The sequence below is a fragment of the Rhizobium sp. SYY.PMSO genome, assembly GCF_046840415.1.
Taxonomy (GTDB): Bacteria; Pseudomonadota; Alphaproteobacteria; order Rhizobiales; family Rhizobiaceae; genus Rhizobium.
In genome coordinates this window covers 1,135,214-1,149,494 of record NZ_CP177351.1, presented here as the reverse complement: position 1 = coordinate 1,149,494, position 14,281 = coordinate 1,135,214, and the positions used below count along the sequence as shown (strand labels likewise).

The 14,281-nt window shown below is 57.9% G+C and carries 17 protein-coding genes; 9 read left to right on the top strand and 8 right to left on the bottom strand.

What is annotated here, in order from left to right; genetic code table 11:
- The first annotated feature begins 94 nt into the window (after nucleotides 1-94).
- The 4 genes from treY to ACJJVH_RS31960 all read left to right on the top strand — a co-directional run bounded on the left by treY (nucleotide 95) and on the right by ACJJVH_RS31960 (nucleotide 5,757).
- The gene (treY, locus tag ACJJVH_RS31975; protein WP_412066457.1) at nucleotides 95-2,560 is read left to right on the top strand and encodes a malto-oligosyltrehalose synthase; all 2,466 of its coding nucleotides are present in this window, start codon (nucleotides 95-97) and stop codon (nucleotides 2,558-2,560) included.
- A gap of 94 nt (nucleotides 2,561-2,654) precedes the next feature.
- Nucleotides 2,655-4,730, top strand: a complete 2,076-nt coding sequence (gene glgX, locus ACJJVH_RS31970) for a glycogen debranching protein GlgX (protein WP_113384763.1) — start codon at nucleotides 2,655-2,657, stop codon at nucleotides 4,728-4,730.
- A 151-nt stretch (nucleotides 4,731-4,881) separates the two neighbouring features.
- Nucleotides 4,882-5,256 carry a hypothetical protein gene (locus ACJJVH_RS31965; protein ID WP_112794874.1) on the top strand — a complete coding sequence of 125 codons (375 nt, stop codon included), beginning with the start codon at nucleotides 4,882-4,884 and terminating at the stop codon, nucleotides 5,254-5,256.
- A gap of 240 nt (nucleotides 5,257-5,496) precedes the next feature.
- A complete protein-coding gene (locus ACJJVH_RS31960) occupies nucleotides 5,497-5,757 on the top strand; it encodes a DUF6894 family protein (RefSeq protein ID WP_162703910.1) in 261 nt (86 codons plus the stop codon).
- Between the two features lie 89 nt (nucleotides 5,758-5,846).
- Here the strand turns inward: ACJJVH_RS31960 and ACJJVH_RS31955 are convergent, their stop codons facing one another.
- The gene (locus ACJJVH_RS31955; protein WP_112794876.1) at nucleotides 5,847-5,996 is read right to left on the bottom strand and encodes a hypothetical protein; all 150 of its coding nucleotides are present in this window, start codon (nucleotides 5,994-5,996) and stop codon (nucleotides 5,847-5,849) included.
- 290 nt (nucleotides 5,997-6,286) lie between these two features.
- Nucleotides 6,287-7,387: a PAS domain S-box protein gene (locus ACJJVH_RS31950; RefSeq protein ID WP_412066456.1), complete on the bottom strand. Its 1,101-nt coding sequence runs from the start codon at nucleotides 7,385-7,387 to the stop codon at nucleotides 6,287-6,289.
- Between the two features lie 319 nt (nucleotides 7,388-7,706).
- Between ACJJVH_RS31950 and ACJJVH_RS31945 the strand changes: the two genes are divergently transcribed.
- Together ACJJVH_RS31945 and ACJJVH_RS31940 are read left to right on the top strand one after the other, a co-directional pair.
- Nucleotides 7,707-8,423: a Crp/Fnr family transcriptional regulator gene (locus ACJJVH_RS31945; RefSeq protein ID WP_112794878.1), complete on the top strand. Its 717-nt coding sequence runs from the start codon at nucleotides 7,707-7,709 to the stop codon at nucleotides 8,421-8,423.
- A gap of 33 nt (nucleotides 8,424-8,456) precedes the next feature.
- Nucleotides 8,457-8,750 carry a DUF6894 family protein gene (locus ACJJVH_RS31940; protein ID WP_162752147.1) on the top strand — a complete coding sequence of 98 codons (294 nt, stop codon included), beginning with the start codon at nucleotides 8,457-8,459 and terminating at the stop codon, nucleotides 8,748-8,750.
- Here the strand turns inward: ACJJVH_RS31940 and ACJJVH_RS31935 are convergent.
- From ACJJVH_RS31935 to ACJJVH_RS31920, 4 genes are all read right to left on the bottom strand, one after another.
- On the bottom strand, nucleotides 8,734-9,426 hold the full coding sequence (locus ACJJVH_RS31935; RefSeq protein ID WP_412066455.1) for a Crp/Fnr family transcriptional regulator: 693 nt from the start codon (nucleotides 9,424-9,426) through the stop codon (nucleotides 8,734-8,736). The two genes, ACJJVH_RS31940 and ACJJVH_RS31935, sit on opposite strands and share 17 nt — an antisense overlap.
- Before the next feature lie 507 nt (nucleotides 9,427-9,933).
- On the bottom strand, nucleotides 9,934-10,461 hold the full coding sequence (locus tag ACJJVH_RS31930; protein WP_112794881.1) for a DUF4142 domain-containing protein: 528 nt from the start codon (nucleotides 10,459-10,461) through the stop codon (nucleotides 9,934-9,936).
- Nucleotides 10,462-10,624: 163 nt separating this feature from the next.
- Nucleotides 10,625-10,786: a DUF1328 domain-containing protein gene (locus ACJJVH_RS31925; RefSeq protein WP_015343210.1), complete on the bottom strand. Its 162-nt coding sequence runs from the start codon at nucleotides 10,784-10,786 to the stop codon at nucleotides 10,625-10,627.
- A 70-nt stretch (nucleotides 10,787-10,856) separates the two neighbouring features.
- Nucleotides 10,857-11,399, bottom strand: coding sequence for a hypothetical protein (locus ACJJVH_RS31920; protein WP_412066454.1), 543 nt, complete (start codon nucleotides 11,397-11,399; stop codon nucleotides 10,857-10,859).
- 212 nt (nucleotides 11,400-11,611) lie between these two features.
- Here ACJJVH_RS31920 and ACJJVH_RS31915 point away from each other — a divergent pair, with 212 nt between their 5' ends.
- On the top strand, nucleotides 11,612-12,043 hold the full coding sequence (locus tag ACJJVH_RS31915; RefSeq protein WP_112794882.1) for an HD domain-containing protein: 432 nt from the start codon (nucleotides 11,612-11,614) through the stop codon (nucleotides 12,041-12,043).
- 131 nt (nucleotides 12,044-12,174) lie between these two features.
- Entirely contained in the window at nucleotides 12,175-12,789 is a 615-nt protein-coding gene (locus tag ACJJVH_RS31910; protein ID WP_412066959.1) for a flavodoxin family protein, read from the top strand.
- 43 nt (nucleotides 12,790-12,832) lie between these two features.
- On the opposite strand, the gene ACJJVH_RS31905 is transcribed toward ACJJVH_RS31910, so the two are convergent.
- The gene (locus ACJJVH_RS31905; RefSeq protein WP_412066453.1) at nucleotides 12,833-13,120 is read right to left on the bottom strand and encodes a DUF3175 domain-containing protein; all 288 of its coding nucleotides are present in this window, start codon (nucleotides 13,118-13,120) and stop codon (nucleotides 12,833-12,835) included.
- Nucleotides 13,121-13,197: 77 nt separating this feature from the next.
- Nucleotides 13,198-13,416, bottom strand: coding sequence for a hypothetical protein (locus tag ACJJVH_RS31900; protein WP_412066452.1), 219 nt, complete (start codon nucleotides 13,414-13,416; stop codon nucleotides 13,198-13,200).
- A gap of 194 nt (nucleotides 13,417-13,610) precedes the next feature.
- Here ACJJVH_RS31900 and ACJJVH_RS31895 point away from each other — a divergent pair, with 194 nt between their 5' ends.
- A complete protein-coding gene (locus ACJJVH_RS31895) occupies nucleotides 13,611-14,279 on the top strand; it encodes a cytochrome c3 family protein (RefSeq protein WP_412066451.1) in 669 nt (222 codons plus the stop codon).
- The last annotated feature ends 2 nt before the right edge of the window (nucleotides 14,280-14,281 follow it).

Below are 14,281 nucleotides of genomic sequence, written 5' to 3'. Positions count from 1 at the left end.
AGGCCGAACGCATTTTGCCGTCGAGTGTTCCTCCGCGGGAACGGATTGCACGAGAGTTTCGTTGATAGAGGCCGGCTCGCTTCAAGGGGACGCCATGAATATTCCGACTTCCACCTATCGGCTGCAATTTCGCGGCGGCGTTACGTTTGAGCGCGCCGTTGAGCTGGTTCCGTATCTGGAAGACATCGGCATCAGTCATGTCTATGCGTCGCCGATCTTTACGGCAACGACCGGATCCACACATGGTTATGATGTCACCGATCCGAACGAGGTCGATCCGGCTCTCGGCGGGCGACAGGGTCTGGATGTCTTTGTCGCGGCCCTGCAACGCGCCGGCATGGGGCTAATCCTCGATATCGTTCCGAACCACATGGCGGCCTCGATCGAGAATGTTTGGTGGCGTGATGTGCTGGCGCACGGCCGGCATAGCGCCTTTGCCGGCTATTTCGACATCGACTGGAGCCGGAAGCTGACATTGCCGCGGCTTGGAAAGCCGGTGGATGAGGCTTTGGCGGCAGGCGAATTCAAGCTTCGATATGATGTCGCCAACGGCCGGATGATGCTTTTCCATTTCGACGATCCGCTGCCGCTTTCGGACGAGAGTGCAAAAGAGGTCTTGGCGGAAGCCGGGTCCGACGCCGCGCGATTGCAGGCCTTCTCCGCCGACCCGGTCCGAATGAAAGAGCTGCTCGGAAAGCAGCATTGGCAATTGCTGTGCTGGAAGGATGCCGCGGCAAATTTGAGCTACCGTCGTTTCTTCGAGGTTGCGGAGTTGGTCGGCCTTAGAGTGGAAGACCCTTCCGTGTTCGAAGCGACGCATCGTCTCGTGATCGATCTGGTCCGCTCCGGCCAGGTCCAGGGGCTGCGTATCGATCATATCGACGGTTTGGCGGATCCGAAGGCTTATCTCGACCGCTTGCGACAAGCCGTCGGCTTCGAGACGTTCCTTGTCGTCGAGAAGATTCTCGGGCCTCATGAAGCCTTGCCATCGGATTGGCCAGTTTCCGGAACGACCGGATATGAATTCATTACGGCAATGGCCGATCTTTTCGTCGAGGAAGAAGGGCTCGGCAAGATCGATGCGGCATACAGAATGGTCGGCGATGATCACGTCAACTTCGCAAGCGCGCTGAGGGCCGCGAAACTGCAAATGGTCGAGCGCAACTTTGCAGGGGAAATGGCGCGATTGGCCGAACTCGTGCATCGTCTCCTTCCGCAGTTCGGCGAGGAAGCACTTTCCACGGCACTTCGGGAGCTTCTGACGGCTTTTCCGGTCTACCGCACATACGGATATCAGGGTGCGTTGTCAGCAGAAGATGACACCGTCCTGCGCGACGCCATCGAGAGGGCTCGTCTCTCGTCTGCGTCGCCGGCGGCGCTGAATGCGCTGGGCGAGCTGCTCCGAGGCGAAATCGCTGGCTCCGAGGCCATGGAGTTCAGAGCTCGTTTGCAGCAACTGAGCGGCCCGGTGATGGCAAAGTCGGTCGAGGATACGCTTTTCTACCGCTATAATCGCCTGCTCGGGATGAACGAGGTCGGTGGCGAGCCGGCGCGATCGCCCGGAGGTGTCGCCGCGGTTCATCGTTTCATGCTGGATCGATGCCGGCGGCAACCGTGCGGACTATCCGCAACCTCGACGCATGATACCAAACGCGGCGAGGATGCGCGTGCGCGCCTCTACGCTTTAACGCAACGCCCCAAGCTGTGGATTGACGGGGTCGAACGCTGGCGACGCATGAATGCTCGCTTTCGCTCCGATCTTGCCGATGGACCGGCGCCCGAACCCAATATCGAGTGGATGCTGTATCAGGCGCTCCTCGGCATCTGGCCGGCCCCGATGAGACAACGTGATCGGGAAGATCTGTGCGAGCGGCTTTCAGCCTATGCCCAAAAGGCGATCCGCGAGGCGAAACTACGAACGGACTGGATGGATTCCGATGAGGTCTATGAAGCGGCGGTGCTCGATTTCGTCCGTGAGCTTCTCTCCGAGACGAACAATGAGTTTTTGACCGATTTCGGGTCAACCGTCGCTCCCTTCGTCGAGCTTGGTTATCGCAACAGCCTTTCGCAGCTGCTGATCAAGCTCACCGCCCCCGGTATTCCGGATATCTATCAGGGCGCCGAGACACTCGACTTCAGCATGGTCGACCCCGACAACAGAAGGCCGGTTTCTCATATTTGGGCTGGGGTGCCCAGGTCGGAACCGGCGTCCTTGAAGAGACAGATCACTCGCAGCGTACTGCGCTATCGCCGTGACAATCCCGCTCTCTTCCTCAACGGGACTTACCTGCCGCTGGAGGTTGCAGGTCCGAAGAAGGACAGCCTCATCGTTTTCGCGCGCTTTTTTCGCGAACAGGTTGCGATTACCGTCGCCTCGCGCCTGACCGATCCGGACAGGCCCGTATCCGAATTTTGGGAGGATACCACCATCGTCATGCCGCCGGAGATCGATTGCCGCATGCGAGATCTGCTGACGGGAAACCTATGGCCTTCCGGCGATCTTGCTGTCGCTGGCTTGCTGGCGGTTCATCCGGTCGCGTTCCTTGTGAAGCCGGATTAGCGCGTGTGAGCCCAGGCCCGCAGCTGCGAGCCAACCTTTTGGAACAAAGCGACTTATTGGGGTGTTTCTGCTGGGCATCAACGATGAGGTTTCCATGACAGACGACCGAAAGCGGACTGCGATTGAGCCGGGGGACTTTACGCGCCTGGGTGCGACTTATGACGGCGCCGGCGTCAATTTCGCGCTCTTTAGCGCCTATGCGGAAAAAGTGGAGCTTTGCCTTTTCGATGATTCCGGCAGCCGGGAGGTCGAGCGAATTGTTCTGCCGGAATTCACGAATGAGATCTGGCACGGCTATGTGCCGGGATTGAAGCCGGGTGCCTTATACGGCTATCGCGTCCATGGTCCTTTCGAACCGGAAAAGGGGCATCGTTTCAATCCTCACAAGCTGCTCGTCGATCCTTATGCCCGTGAGCTCGTGGGGGCCGTGGAATGGTCTCAGGCGCAATTCGCTTATATCCTGGACGACGAGCAGAAAGACCTTTCCTTCGACGATACGGACAGCGCTGCGCAAATGCCCAAATGCCGCGTCATCGACCTCGCTGACAAGGACAGGGCGCCTAGCCAAAAGCCATCCGTTCCGTGGTCTCGTACAATCTTTTACGAGACCCACGTCAAGGGCTTGACCATGCTGCATCCGGCAATCCCGGAGAATTTGCGCGGCACCTTCGAGGGCGTGGGGCAAAAGGTCATCGTCGATTACATCAAGAGCCTGGGGATTACGTCCGTCGAACTGCTCCCGATCCATTTCTTCCCCGATGACAGCTATCTGTTGGACAAGGGGCTCCGCAACTATTGGGGCTATAATACGCTCGCCTTCTTTGCCCCAGCCTCCCGCTATTACGGTCCAAACGGCCTCATCGGCTTTCGGGAAATGGTGCGTGCATTCCATGATGCCGGCATCGAGGTCATCCTGGACGTCGTCTACAACCATACGGCCGAGGGCAATGAGCTTGGCCCGACCCTTTCCTTCAAGGGGATCGACAATTTTTCCTACTATCGCACTTTGCCTGACCAGCCGCGCTACTACATCAATGATACGGGGACAGGTAATACGATCAATACGTCCCATCCGCGCGTTCTGCAGATGGTCACGGATTCCCTTCGCTATTGGGCCGAAGAGATGCATGTCGATGGCTTTCGCTTCGACCTCGGTACCATCCTTGGCCGCGAACCGGAAGGGTTCGATCAGCGCAGCGGCTTTTTCGACGCGGTCGGACAGGATCCCGTGCTTTCACAAGTCAAGCTGATCGGCGAGCCTTGGGATATCGGTCCCGGCGGCTATCAGGTCGGCGGATTTCCTCCGGGGTGGGCGGAATGGAACGACAAGTATCGGGATACGGTGCGGGATTACTGGAAAGGTACGCCCGGCACCACAAGAGATTTCGCCGCGAGAATTCTGGGATCCGGGGATGTCTACGATCTGCGAGGGCGCAGACCGTGGGCGAGCGTCAACTTCATTGCGGCTCACGACGGCTTCACGCTCAACGATCTGGTCTCATACAACGATAAGCATAATGAGGCCAACGGGGAGGAAAACAGGGACGGTCACAGCGATAACCGCAGCTTCAATTACGGTGCGGAAGGGCCGACTGAAGACGAGGGCATCAATGCAATCCGCGAGCGGCAGAAACGCAATTTCCTGGCGACGCTCTTCCTTTCGCACGGGACACCGATGTTGCTGGGAGGCGATGAAATCGGCCGAAGCCAGATGGGCAATAACAACGGCTATTGCCAGGACAACGAGCTCAGCTGGCTCCATTGGCAGGATGCCCATGGAAGCGCCGAAACGCTGCAGATGTTTGCGCGGCGCCTGATCTCCCTGAGACAGGAACACTCCATTTTAAGACGAGAGAACTGGCGAGACGGCCTGGTCGTCACATGGCTCAATCCCTCCGGCGACGAACAAAGCGAAGAGGAATGGGCAAACGGTGATTGCACGGCGATAGGGCTGCGGCTTTCGCGCTCGCACCCTCTCGAAGAGGGGTGGGACGACGTGCTGATTTTGTTCAATCCCCGCGACGAAAATGTCGGCTTTACCCTGCCGGATGACAAGCGCTGGATGCGCGAGGTTTCGACTTCGGACCCGCGCGCGCAAGGCGCGGAAGCGATCGCCGATGGAACACTTGATCTCGAAAGCCGGAGCCTGGCGATGCTGCGGTCGAGCTGAGCCGGGCTCCGGCTTTCTGAAAGTGCGACGGGCGGCTGCGGCTATCGCGCGCGGTCGTCTCCGTCGTTTCGAAATTGTAATCGGGCAGCACTTCTATTTGGCCTTATGACCCTTGCCTTAAGTCAACAGTCGACATCCAGAGGAGGATATAGTGTTCAAACGCTTGATTTTACTCAGTTTCGCTTTTGCCCCCGCTACGGCTTTCGCGCAATCGGCCGATCTGGAGGCGACCTGCAAGGCTGTCGCTCAGAATTTCTTCCTGTCCGAGAAGTTCGCGATTGGCGCGATTCAGTCATTTCCGGAACTCAAGCCGCCCGGTGTTCGCATGGCTTATTCCACTCGGGCCGGCACGGCTCCGGCTGACATGACCGACACGTTCGAATGCGAATTCGCAAAGCAGGACAAGCCTCATGAGCTCGTCAAATTCTGCGTGTCGACCACTTGCTACACCGCCAACGATGACGATGCCGACCGCAAGCGCCGCTTCGAGGAGATGCGTATTCTTCTGCAGCGAGCCGAGCAATAAGAGCGCGACCTGCAAGAGGAGGAACCCAGGCATTCGGGCGCGATAGCTTGGGAATACCGAGAATCAACATCGCGGCGGCGTGCTGAAAAGCGGAGTTGTCACACGAGCCGGGCGAGGCGAGATTTTCCAGATGGCGGTCCAGTCAGCGACCATTGTCTCGATGTCCTGATTTCTACGCCGATTTCGCCAGGGAAGGCCGTGTTCTGGAATTCCATGATCAACACGCCCCAGAGGTCGAACATGACGACGTTTTACTTTCATACGAGAGACAGGGAAAGTGTACTGGAGGATGATCAGGGGCAAGATTTCCCGGATCTCATCTGCGCTATTGATGAGGCCAAGCGGATCCTGGCGGAAATGGCGGCGGATGGAATTCCGCAAAGGGGCGGGGAACGTCTTGTTGTCGAGATTGCCAGGAGCGACAAGGTCGCCCTTGTGCAGTTGGCTCTCACGATGGAGATTGCCTACCTTGCGCTTGAACAGGACACGGTAAAGCCCTAGCCAGGCAGCGCTTTCTCGGGGAAGCTGGCTGCCCGGGTACGGCATTTCGACAGACGAAGCGCCGTCGCCATATACGCTGCGGCCGCAGGCTAATGGTGCTTGAAATACTGCACTTCGCGCTCGTGTTTTTCTGCGGCTTCCCGGGTCTTGAAGGTTCCGAGGTTCTTGCGCTTTTGCGTCTTTGGATCGACCTTGCGCGAATAGAGACGATATTCACCGGATTTAAGTTTGCGGATCATGGGGCGATCTCCTTTACCAGGAATATAATTCCGAAAGAGCGCTGGAGTTCCGGGACCCCTGCCACCGGGCACGTTTGCCTCCTCGCGTTCCCTGTGCAAATTGCGGAGCCAACTGGCCGCTGGCGTGGTCGCCGCATCGGCGGCGGCGAAAGATTCCAAAGGTGAAGCGGTTCACTATGCAGACATGCCTCATGCGGTTGACCATAAATGGCAAGGGGATCGCCATCACGCCTGACAAGACGCTCTGATAAAGGCTCTTCCCCGGCGAGCAGAAGGTGATCCATCTCTCCTTACGACGTCGTCGGGGATAGGGCGGCTGCGGGGATGCGCAGCGCAATTCTCAATCCGGCCGGATTCCACTCGCGCTGGATGGATCCTTGCAGCGAGCCAATTGTCGCCCGCTCGAGTTGGGTGCCGAAGCCGCCGGCACCCTCGGGTCGTTTGACCGGCGGTCCCCCGGTCTCGGTCCATAGCAATGTGAAATCCGTGTCGCATCGGACATCGATGTCGATGCGCCCATCATGTGCGGAGAGGGCGCCGTATTTTATCGCGTTCGTCGAAAACTCGTGCAATAGCAATGCAAGCGACGTCAGCATGGCGCCATGCACCGTGATATCGTGCCCTCGTATCGATACCCGTTCTATATTGCCGTTCTGATGCGCGGCGAAAAGAGCCTTGACGAGCGTGAACAGAGTCGTTTCCCGAGACTGGATCATGTCGCGGCTGATATCGGGCAATGTTAGCTCATAGGCGATCGCCAATGCGGCTATTCTTTCCCGCATATCGCTTGCAAGCTCCTGTGCCGAGGTCGCGGCACGCTCGCTTAGCCCGATGACGGCATTCATGATCGCAAAGATGTTCTTTACGCGATGGTTCATCTCCTGAAGCAGCAGCATCTGGCGCTCCGCAGCGCGCTTGCGCTCGGACACGTCGCGCGCAACCTTTGAGGCGCCGATGATGTTTCCATTGCTGTCGCAAACAGGCGAAACCGTTAGCGAAATATCAAGGAAGGTTCCATCTTTGCGACGTCGAACGGTTTCATAGTGTTCGATCCTCTTTCCCGCGCGAATGCTGGCGATGATCGTGTCTTCCTCGTGTAACCTGTCCTCGGGGATGATAAGGGTTATATGCTTGCCGACCGCATCCTCGGCGGTGAAACCAAAAAGTCGTTCGGCACTCCTGTTCCAACTGGTGATAACGCCGTTGACAGACTTGCTGATGATGGCGTCGTCAGAGTTTTCGACAATGGCGGCAAGCAAGGCCTGCGCCGGCGGAGCGTGGATGCCGGCTCCCTCCTCGGACGCAGCCTTTCGCTGTGCTGGCGGCAAAATTCCTTCCGCCTTGTACTCGCGGGCTGTTACCGGCGCCGGATGGTCTGTCTCCCCCCTCATCTCTCTCTCTCCCAGTTTCACATTCACGGGCAGCGCGCGTCGGTCCCTGCCATATTCCCACACTTGCGCAAAAACTGAGCCGCATCCCCATTGCATGAGTATCCGTCTTGTCTGCCGACGAGCACCGGCGATGAACAGGCGGATCACATCAATAAACTAGGTATTGCTGTGAACTTTGCCACAGAATCCGCGTTTCTGTCTGATAGCGTACGTTCGTTGTGGCGCGCTTCCAAGAAGAATAGTCTTCTGTGTCCGCTGACAGGGGGTGCCCATGGCAAGGGATGGTTTATCCTCTTGCCCAACCAGGAAGAAGCGATCCATGCCCGCTCCCCACCAATCCGTCATTCGAAACAAGCTCCTCTCGCTCCTTCCCCCTGCTGACTATGAGCAAATCGCAGCCGAATTTGAGCATATCGTGCTGCCGCGCGGCACTGTCATCGGAGAAGCCGGACAGCCGATCGACTACGTGTATTTCCTGTCATCAGGCATAGGGTCCATCGTGGCTTCCACGCCGGAAGGCCGCCGTGCGGAGGCAGGTGTGTTCGGGTTCGACGGCTATGTGCCTACATCCGCTGTCGCGGGCACCGAGTTCAACGCTCACGATGTCATCATTCAGCTGGACGCCGAAGCCTATCGGATAAGCTATGCTTCGTTTCGCTATCTCATGGACCGCAATCGGAACCTTAACAAGCTCATGATCCGCTCCATCGAGGCATTTGCCGTGCAATTGGCCTATACCGCCATTTCGAACGCCCTTCATGAGGTCAATGAACGGTTGGCACGATGGCTGTTGATGTGCCATGATCGGGTCTCCGGGAATGAAATCGCCCTGACCCATGATTTTATCTCCCTGATGCTTGCCGTGCGTCGACCAAGCGTGACTACGTCGCTGCATATATTGGAAGGTAACGGCTTCATTACGGCGCAACGAGGGAATATCACGATCCGGAACAGGCCCGCGCTGGAAGAATTCGCTCACGATGCCTATGGAAAGCCCGAGGAAGAATACAGGCGCTTGATGAAAGGCATCTTTTGATGCCGATGGCACCGGCACCATCGGCATTATCGTTTGGAAGCAAGAATAGAAGCGGCTTCTATGACACGCTACTTCTTTCATATTCGTCGAAATGGCGAAGTGGTTCGCGACGGCGAAGGCGACGAGTTCGCGACGATGGACGATGCGCGTTCGAGCGCAATAAAAGCCGTGCGGGAGCTTGTCGCTGCTCGGATCAAGAACGGCGAGGTTGTTCCCGATGAACATCTGGACGTGCGCGATGAGGCCGATGCATTAAAATTCTCGATCTCGTTCCACCAGGTGGTTCGCGATCATCTCAAGCTGCGGCGCCTCAGAAATCGCCGATAAGTCGGCGATATTCCGCCTCCGGCTTGCCGTAGCAGCTCCCCGCGAACTCCTCCATTCCTTTTCGATCGCGGATCGTTATGCGACCGCGTTCCGCCCGCACAAGCTTTTTGCCCTCAAGCACATGCAATGCCGTCGTGATGCTCGGTCTTCGCACACTAAGCATGGAGGAGATGAACTCATGGGTTAAGGTTATCTCGTCGCCTTCGACCCTGTCGTGACACATGAGCAACCAGCGGGCAAGCCGTTCATCGACCTGGCAATTTGCGTTGCACAAGGCGGTATAGGAAATCTGTGACGCAAAAGTCTGGATGAAGCGGGCCAGCAGATTTGCAAAGACGGGATTTTTCGGGAGAGCGGCTTGAAGGGCCTGCAAGGGTATTCGAAGGCCGTGGCCCTCCACCTGCATGAAAACCTCATGGATGCTGATCGTTCCCCCGACGCCCGCCGGCATGGGTGAAAAACCCTCTCGCCCGAACATCCCCGCCTCGGCACGCTGATCGGCCGTTGAGACCGTGACGACGGACCCAATTCCGCTACAGAGAAAATAGACGTCGTCTATCGGGCTATCGGCGCCGGCAATGTTGAAGCCACGGCTGAGGTTGACGGATTCGAGCTGCTTGCTGATCTTGCGAAATTCATTCTCAGGTAGACGAGCGAGAAGCCGGTTTCTTATCATTGAACGTTCTAGGTCGGGCATGGCTCTCGCAGGAGATCGGGCATGAAATGAGGCGGGCTGGCCGGCAAGCCCGGAGCTTTTTGGACGGATGCCGATTCTATAGCACCCTCGCGTTCGGGGATGATTTTAGGTACGCTGGCAGACGCTCCCGCCATCTCGAGGCGGACAGACGCAGGCGATTTTCTCAGGAGAGATCAGCGGCGCTATCGCGAGGAGAGGTTGCTTCCTGGTGAAGGAGGATACGAGCTGCGCCGAACGGTTGCCCTTGCGGGATGGAGTGGGCACGGCAAGGGCCGGGAAACGGAAGGGCGCAGCCTGCTCGATTTGAACGGCGCAACAGCCATGACAGGTACGCAGGCTCGCTATGCGGCAAGAAATTCTCGCGCCGGAGGGCGGCGCATACGGGCCGCAACCGGAGACAAAGTGAAAGGACCGAGGCGCCAGGATCACCGGCCTGCTGCGGAACGATCGCTGAATTCCCGTTTCGATCGGACGATCAGAACGATGCTACTTCCCCAATTGCTTGGCCATCTGCAGGTGATGTTCGAGAGTAGGCCGCGTATTGGCAGCCCATGCCTTCAAGGCTGGGTTGTCGCCTTTTTCACCGTATCGCTTGAAAAGGTCGACGGCACTTGCATGCGCAGAACGTTGATCGGAATCATAGCGTTGAATGAATTCCTTTCCATTCAGCTTCTGGAGTCTCGCCAACATCTTTTTCTGGTTGGAGGTCATATCCGGGGGAAGGGTTGCATTTGCCTTGCCGCTCGTCACCAGATCTTTCAATTGCATTGTTGTCTTTTGGTGATCGTCGACCATCTGCTGGGCAAAGGCCTTCGTCTGCTTATCGCCACGCTGCAAGGCGAGCTTGCTGGCTTCGATTTCGAACATGTCGCTGCTTGCGGCCTCGTTGACGAAATCCTGCGTTGTGGGCGCGATGCCGACCAGGGAATTGACGCCTGTCTTTTCGGCAGCTGATTGGGCAAATGCCGCCGCGGCGAGGGAAACTATTGCTGCGGTGAGAATGAAACGCTTCATGGCACTCTCCTTTCTTCGATATCCGAACTCCGGAAAGTCCCGAGCGTTCCATTTTCAAAGCGCAATCGTCGTAGAGGCGGCATTGAATAATAGCGTCAAGGCCATCCCGCCGTCCCTGTGAAAGCGGCTTTGCGCTTCAGGGGGCCTGCACTCGCATCCCGCGTCAGCGTCTCATCACATTCATGACGAGCGAAACGACGAAGAAGATGAGGAAGATAAAGAACAGGACCTGTGCGATAGAGGCCGACGCACCCGCGATCCCACCGAATCCAAGGGCGCCTGCGATCAAGGCGACGACGAGGAATACCAAGGCATAATAAAGCATCTTACTCTCCATTGTTTGCTGGATGGAGAACGGAGCTGATAGTTCTTTGTTCCAAAAATCGGAGGCGGCGTCAGCCTGCGAATATCCGTTGTCGTGACGATGCCTTCTGGCCACCCCCAGCGGGCGGCGGGGGGTCGGCGGCATCGAAGTACATTTTCGCCGGTGCCGTCAGCACGAACCAGAGGCTGGCGCCAAGCAGGAAGAGACCTGCTGCCTCATCGCTCGCCGGCACGCAAAAGGGAAAAGCGGCGCCGGTGAGCAAGACCGTCAGGCGTGTGGCCCATTCTGCCTCGCGCTTGCGCGCGGCCCTGGCGGCCAGCGCGCGATAGGACCGTATATCGTAGTCCTGGCTGATCCGGGCAAATGCCAGCAGATGAAGGGACGGCGCACAAAGCATCAGGAGTGTGCCAAGCGCGAAAATATAGATGGTGCCGTCAAGCAGCAGGCTGCTTGCCGAGAGCAGGATGAAAATGACGATAATGTTCCAAAGGGGTGCAAGCTTCTGGGGAGGATGACCTGTGCGTTCATGCCAAATCCGCATGGCCGCCGCCGCTGCAAGAAGCAACGGTCGATCAATGTGACGATTAAGGAATTCCATGGCGCGCCCTTCCAAAGCTCGCGCCAGCTATCAGCAGAGAAATTCGGCGTCAGCATGGCAGGATCCCGAATGCCATGTGAAAGATGCGTTTCTCTGCTCATTGATGCCGGCTGGAACATTCCACGACCGGCAGGGTTGATTGCACGCTTCGCCTTTTGCAAGCGGCTCCGGCAGTGCGCCGGCGCAACCTCAGGTCACAATACCGAAACTCTGGAAAACCTTTCGCCATGACACTTCTCGACGAGGCCATCAAGATCGCACTCAAGGCTCATGAGGGTCAAACCGATAAGACCGGTCGGCCGTACTTCGAACATTGCCAACGGATTGCGCTTCTTGTTTCCGGTGATGAAGCCCGTACGGTCGCCTATCTTCACGACGTTGTCGAGAAAGGAAAGGATTGGACGCCGGATCGCTTGCGAGAAGAAGGCTTTCCGACGCGGATTGTCTCCGCCGTCGAAGCGCTGACGCGACGCCCGGATGAAGCGGATGATGAATTCATCAACCGCGCAGCGTCGAACGCCCTGGCGCTGACGGTCAAACGCGCCGATCTCGAAGACAACCTTTGGCAAAGCGAGCAGACCGGCCAAAGCAGGGCAAAATATGAGCATGGTCTGCGTGTGCTGCTTGAGGTTACGAATAGAAATAGACATCGTCTGTAACGCCCCGTCTCTCTGCCGCTTCGACTGCAACTGAAGCGCTCTGCCACCAATCTGATCTGCCTGCCTGGTTCTTCGGGAACGCTACCCTCCCTTCGCGGTTAGATCATCGGCCCAACCCGAGGAGAACGATGATGAGCCTGAAGGCGCTAGCCCTGAACGCAACTTTGAAGACCTCCCCTGACAAGGAGCCATCCTCCACAGGCCGAATGCTTGCGCTTGTGGCGGAGGCGCTTGCCGGCGAAAAGGTGGAGTCGACCACAATTCGCCTTGCCGACTTTAATGTTCTGCCCGGCGTCACATCCGATCAGGGGCCGACAGACGATTGGCCGAAAATCCGCCGAATGATTCTGGAGGCGAACATTCTGATCATCGGTACGCCGATCTGGATGGGACAGCCGTCGAGCGTCGCGAAACGCGCGTTGGAGCGCATGGATGCCTTTCTGTCGGAAACGGACGACAAGGGCCGAATGGTGTCGTATGGCCGCGTCGCCGCAGTGGCGGTGGTCGGCAACGAGGACGGTGCCCATCATGTCTCCGCAGAGCTTTACCAGGCACTCAATGATGTCGGCTTCACGATCCCGGCCAACGCTGTCGCCTATTGGGTAGGGGAGGCCATGGGGAGCACGAACTTCGTTGATCTGGACGCAGTTCCGGATAACGTCGCCAAGGCGGTCAAGATGCTGGCGCGCAATACAGCGCATCTGGCGAGATTGCTGAACGAGAACGAATATCCGGGTCAAGGATAAGGGCGTGTCTGTCGGTCGGCCGGGAAACGGCGCGCATCTCGCGTCAAGGCTCCCGGCCAAAGTCCTTCCGAAGTTCTTTCTTCGCCTTTTCCAATGTCGCGCGCCGCGATTTCGAAAGCTGATCGCCCGCTCGATTGATATAGAAGTTCAGCATTGACATGGCGGATTGAAACGGGCGGGCTTTACGCCGTTTGCTATGTTCGGCGGATTGCTTCAGGGAGGAGGCGATCTCCTTGGCGCTACCCTTCTTGAACACGCCCTTCTCGAGATCGAGGGAATCGCTACTTTCCGTCACATGATGCGACCATTTCCTTGTTTCGTGCTCAGGCATTGTTCCATCCCTTATTGACATGGATCGGGGCTGCGGCGGACAAGCGCGTATGAAGCACTTCGCCGGCGGAAGCCGCTTCAGCCGTCTCGCGATTCGTCATCGCCTTTTTGTTTGAAAGCGTCGGCGACGCGGCGTTTGCGGGGATGGTCAATATTTTCGCCGCGGGCGTCGCGTGCCTTTTCTCCACCATCCTTGGCGGGAAGATAGCCGGCGGGCTTCGAGCCGGCCGGTCCTTCCCATCGCGGCGATTGATCTGTCGTCCCCGGCGCGCCGTCTCGTGGCTGTTGATGTTTCATTGTCGTTTCTCCTTTGACCAGGCCGGGTTCCCGACATCTTGCCATCGCCTTGAAACCCGCGGGGCGGTGCGTTGTTCCCCGACAAGGCTGCAACGTGCGCGGCTTGAGTAAGCCTGCGAGAGCGACGCCGGAACGGGAACTTTCAACTCGGGTTCTCGTTTGGAACATTGCAAGAGCAAATCCAGGGGAATTCGGTGACGCAGATTTTCACGGCATCTGCTGATACGAGACTGCGCGCATCCCTGCTCGCCGCCGTTATTTTGATGTTTCTGCCGGTTCTGTTCGTCGGCGGTTATGCCAGCTCCAGCTACGGCACGCTGGTTGGTTGGGTACAGGACCAACCCGTTCCCTTCAGTCACGAGCATCATGTGGCGGGTCTCGGCATCGACTGTCGCTATTGTCACACCTCTGTCGAGACAAGCGCCCGCGCGGGCCTGCCCGCGACCCATATCTGCATGAGCTGTCATTCGCAGATCTGGACGGGCGCGAAGATGCTCGCCGCCGTGCGCCATAGCCTTGCAGCCAACGTACCGCTGATATGGAACCGTGTGAGCCGACTGCCTGATTATGTCTACTTCAATCATTCGATCCACGTCGCCCGCGGCGTTGCCTGCGTGACCTGCCACGGGCGGGTCGACCGGATGCCGCTGATGTCCCGTGCACACCCTTTCCAGATGCAATGGTGCCTGGATTGCCACCGAAACCCGGCGCCAAATCTGCGGCCCCCCGATCAGGTGACGCGCATGGATTGGTCCGACTGGGAGGCCGCCCCGGAACAACACAAGGATTTCGGTGAGCAGGTGATGAAGGCCTACGGGATCGAACCGACGAAGCTTATCCAATGCAACATCTGTCACAGGTGAGC

Excerpts from the sequence above, each read along its gene's own strand:
- treY (WP_412066457.1), top strand. The coding sequence starts at position 95 with ATGAATATTCCGACTTCCACCTATCGGCTGCAATTTCGCGGCGGCGTT.
- glgX (WP_113384763.1), top strand. The coding sequence starts at position 2,655 with ATGACAGACGACCGAAAGCGGACTGCGATTGAGCCGGGGGACTTTACG.
- ACJJVH_RS31960 (WP_162703910.1), top strand. The coding sequence starts at position 5,497 with ATGACGACGTTTTACTTTCATACGAGAGACAGGGAAAGTGTACTGGAG.
- ACJJVH_RS31955 (WP_112794876.1), bottom strand. The coding sequence starts at position 5,996 with ATGATCCGCAAACTTAAATCCGGTGAATATCGTCTCTATTCGCGCAAG.
- ACJJVH_RS31950 (WP_412066456.1), bottom strand. The coding sequence starts at position 7,387 with ATGAGGGGGGAGACAGACCATCCGGCGCCGGTAACAGCCCGCGAGTAC.
- ACJJVH_RS31945 (WP_112794878.1), top strand. The coding sequence starts at position 7,707 with ATGCCCGCTCCCCACCAATCCGTCATTCGAAACAAGCTCCTCTCGCTC.
- ACJJVH_RS31935 (WP_412066455.1), bottom strand. The coding sequence starts at position 9,426 with ATGATAAGAAACCGGCTTCTCGCTCGTCTACCTGAGAATGAATTTCGC.
- ACJJVH_RS31930 (WP_112794881.1), bottom strand. The coding sequence starts at position 10,461 with ATGAAGCGTTTCATTCTCACCGCAGCAATAGTTTCCCTCGCCGCGGCG.
- ACJJVH_RS31925 (WP_015343210.1), bottom strand. The coding sequence starts at position 10,786 with ATGCTTTATTATGCCTTGGTATTCCTCGTCGTCGCCTTGATCGCAGGC.
- ACJJVH_RS31915 (WP_112794882.1), top strand. The coding sequence starts at position 11,612 with ATGACACTTCTCGACGAGGCCATCAAGATCGCACTCAAGGCTCATGAG.
- ACJJVH_RS31910 (WP_412066959.1), top strand. The coding sequence starts at position 12,175 with ATGAGCCTGAAGGCGCTAGCCCTGAACGCAACTTTGAAGACCTCCCCT.
- ACJJVH_RS31905 (WP_412066453.1), bottom strand. The coding sequence starts at position 13,120 with ATGCCTGAGCACGAAACAAGGAAATGGTCGCATCATGTGACGGAAAGT.
- ACJJVH_RS31900 (WP_412066452.1), bottom strand. The coding sequence starts at position 13,416 with ATGAAACATCAACAGCCACGAGACGGCGCGCCGGGGACGACAGATCAA.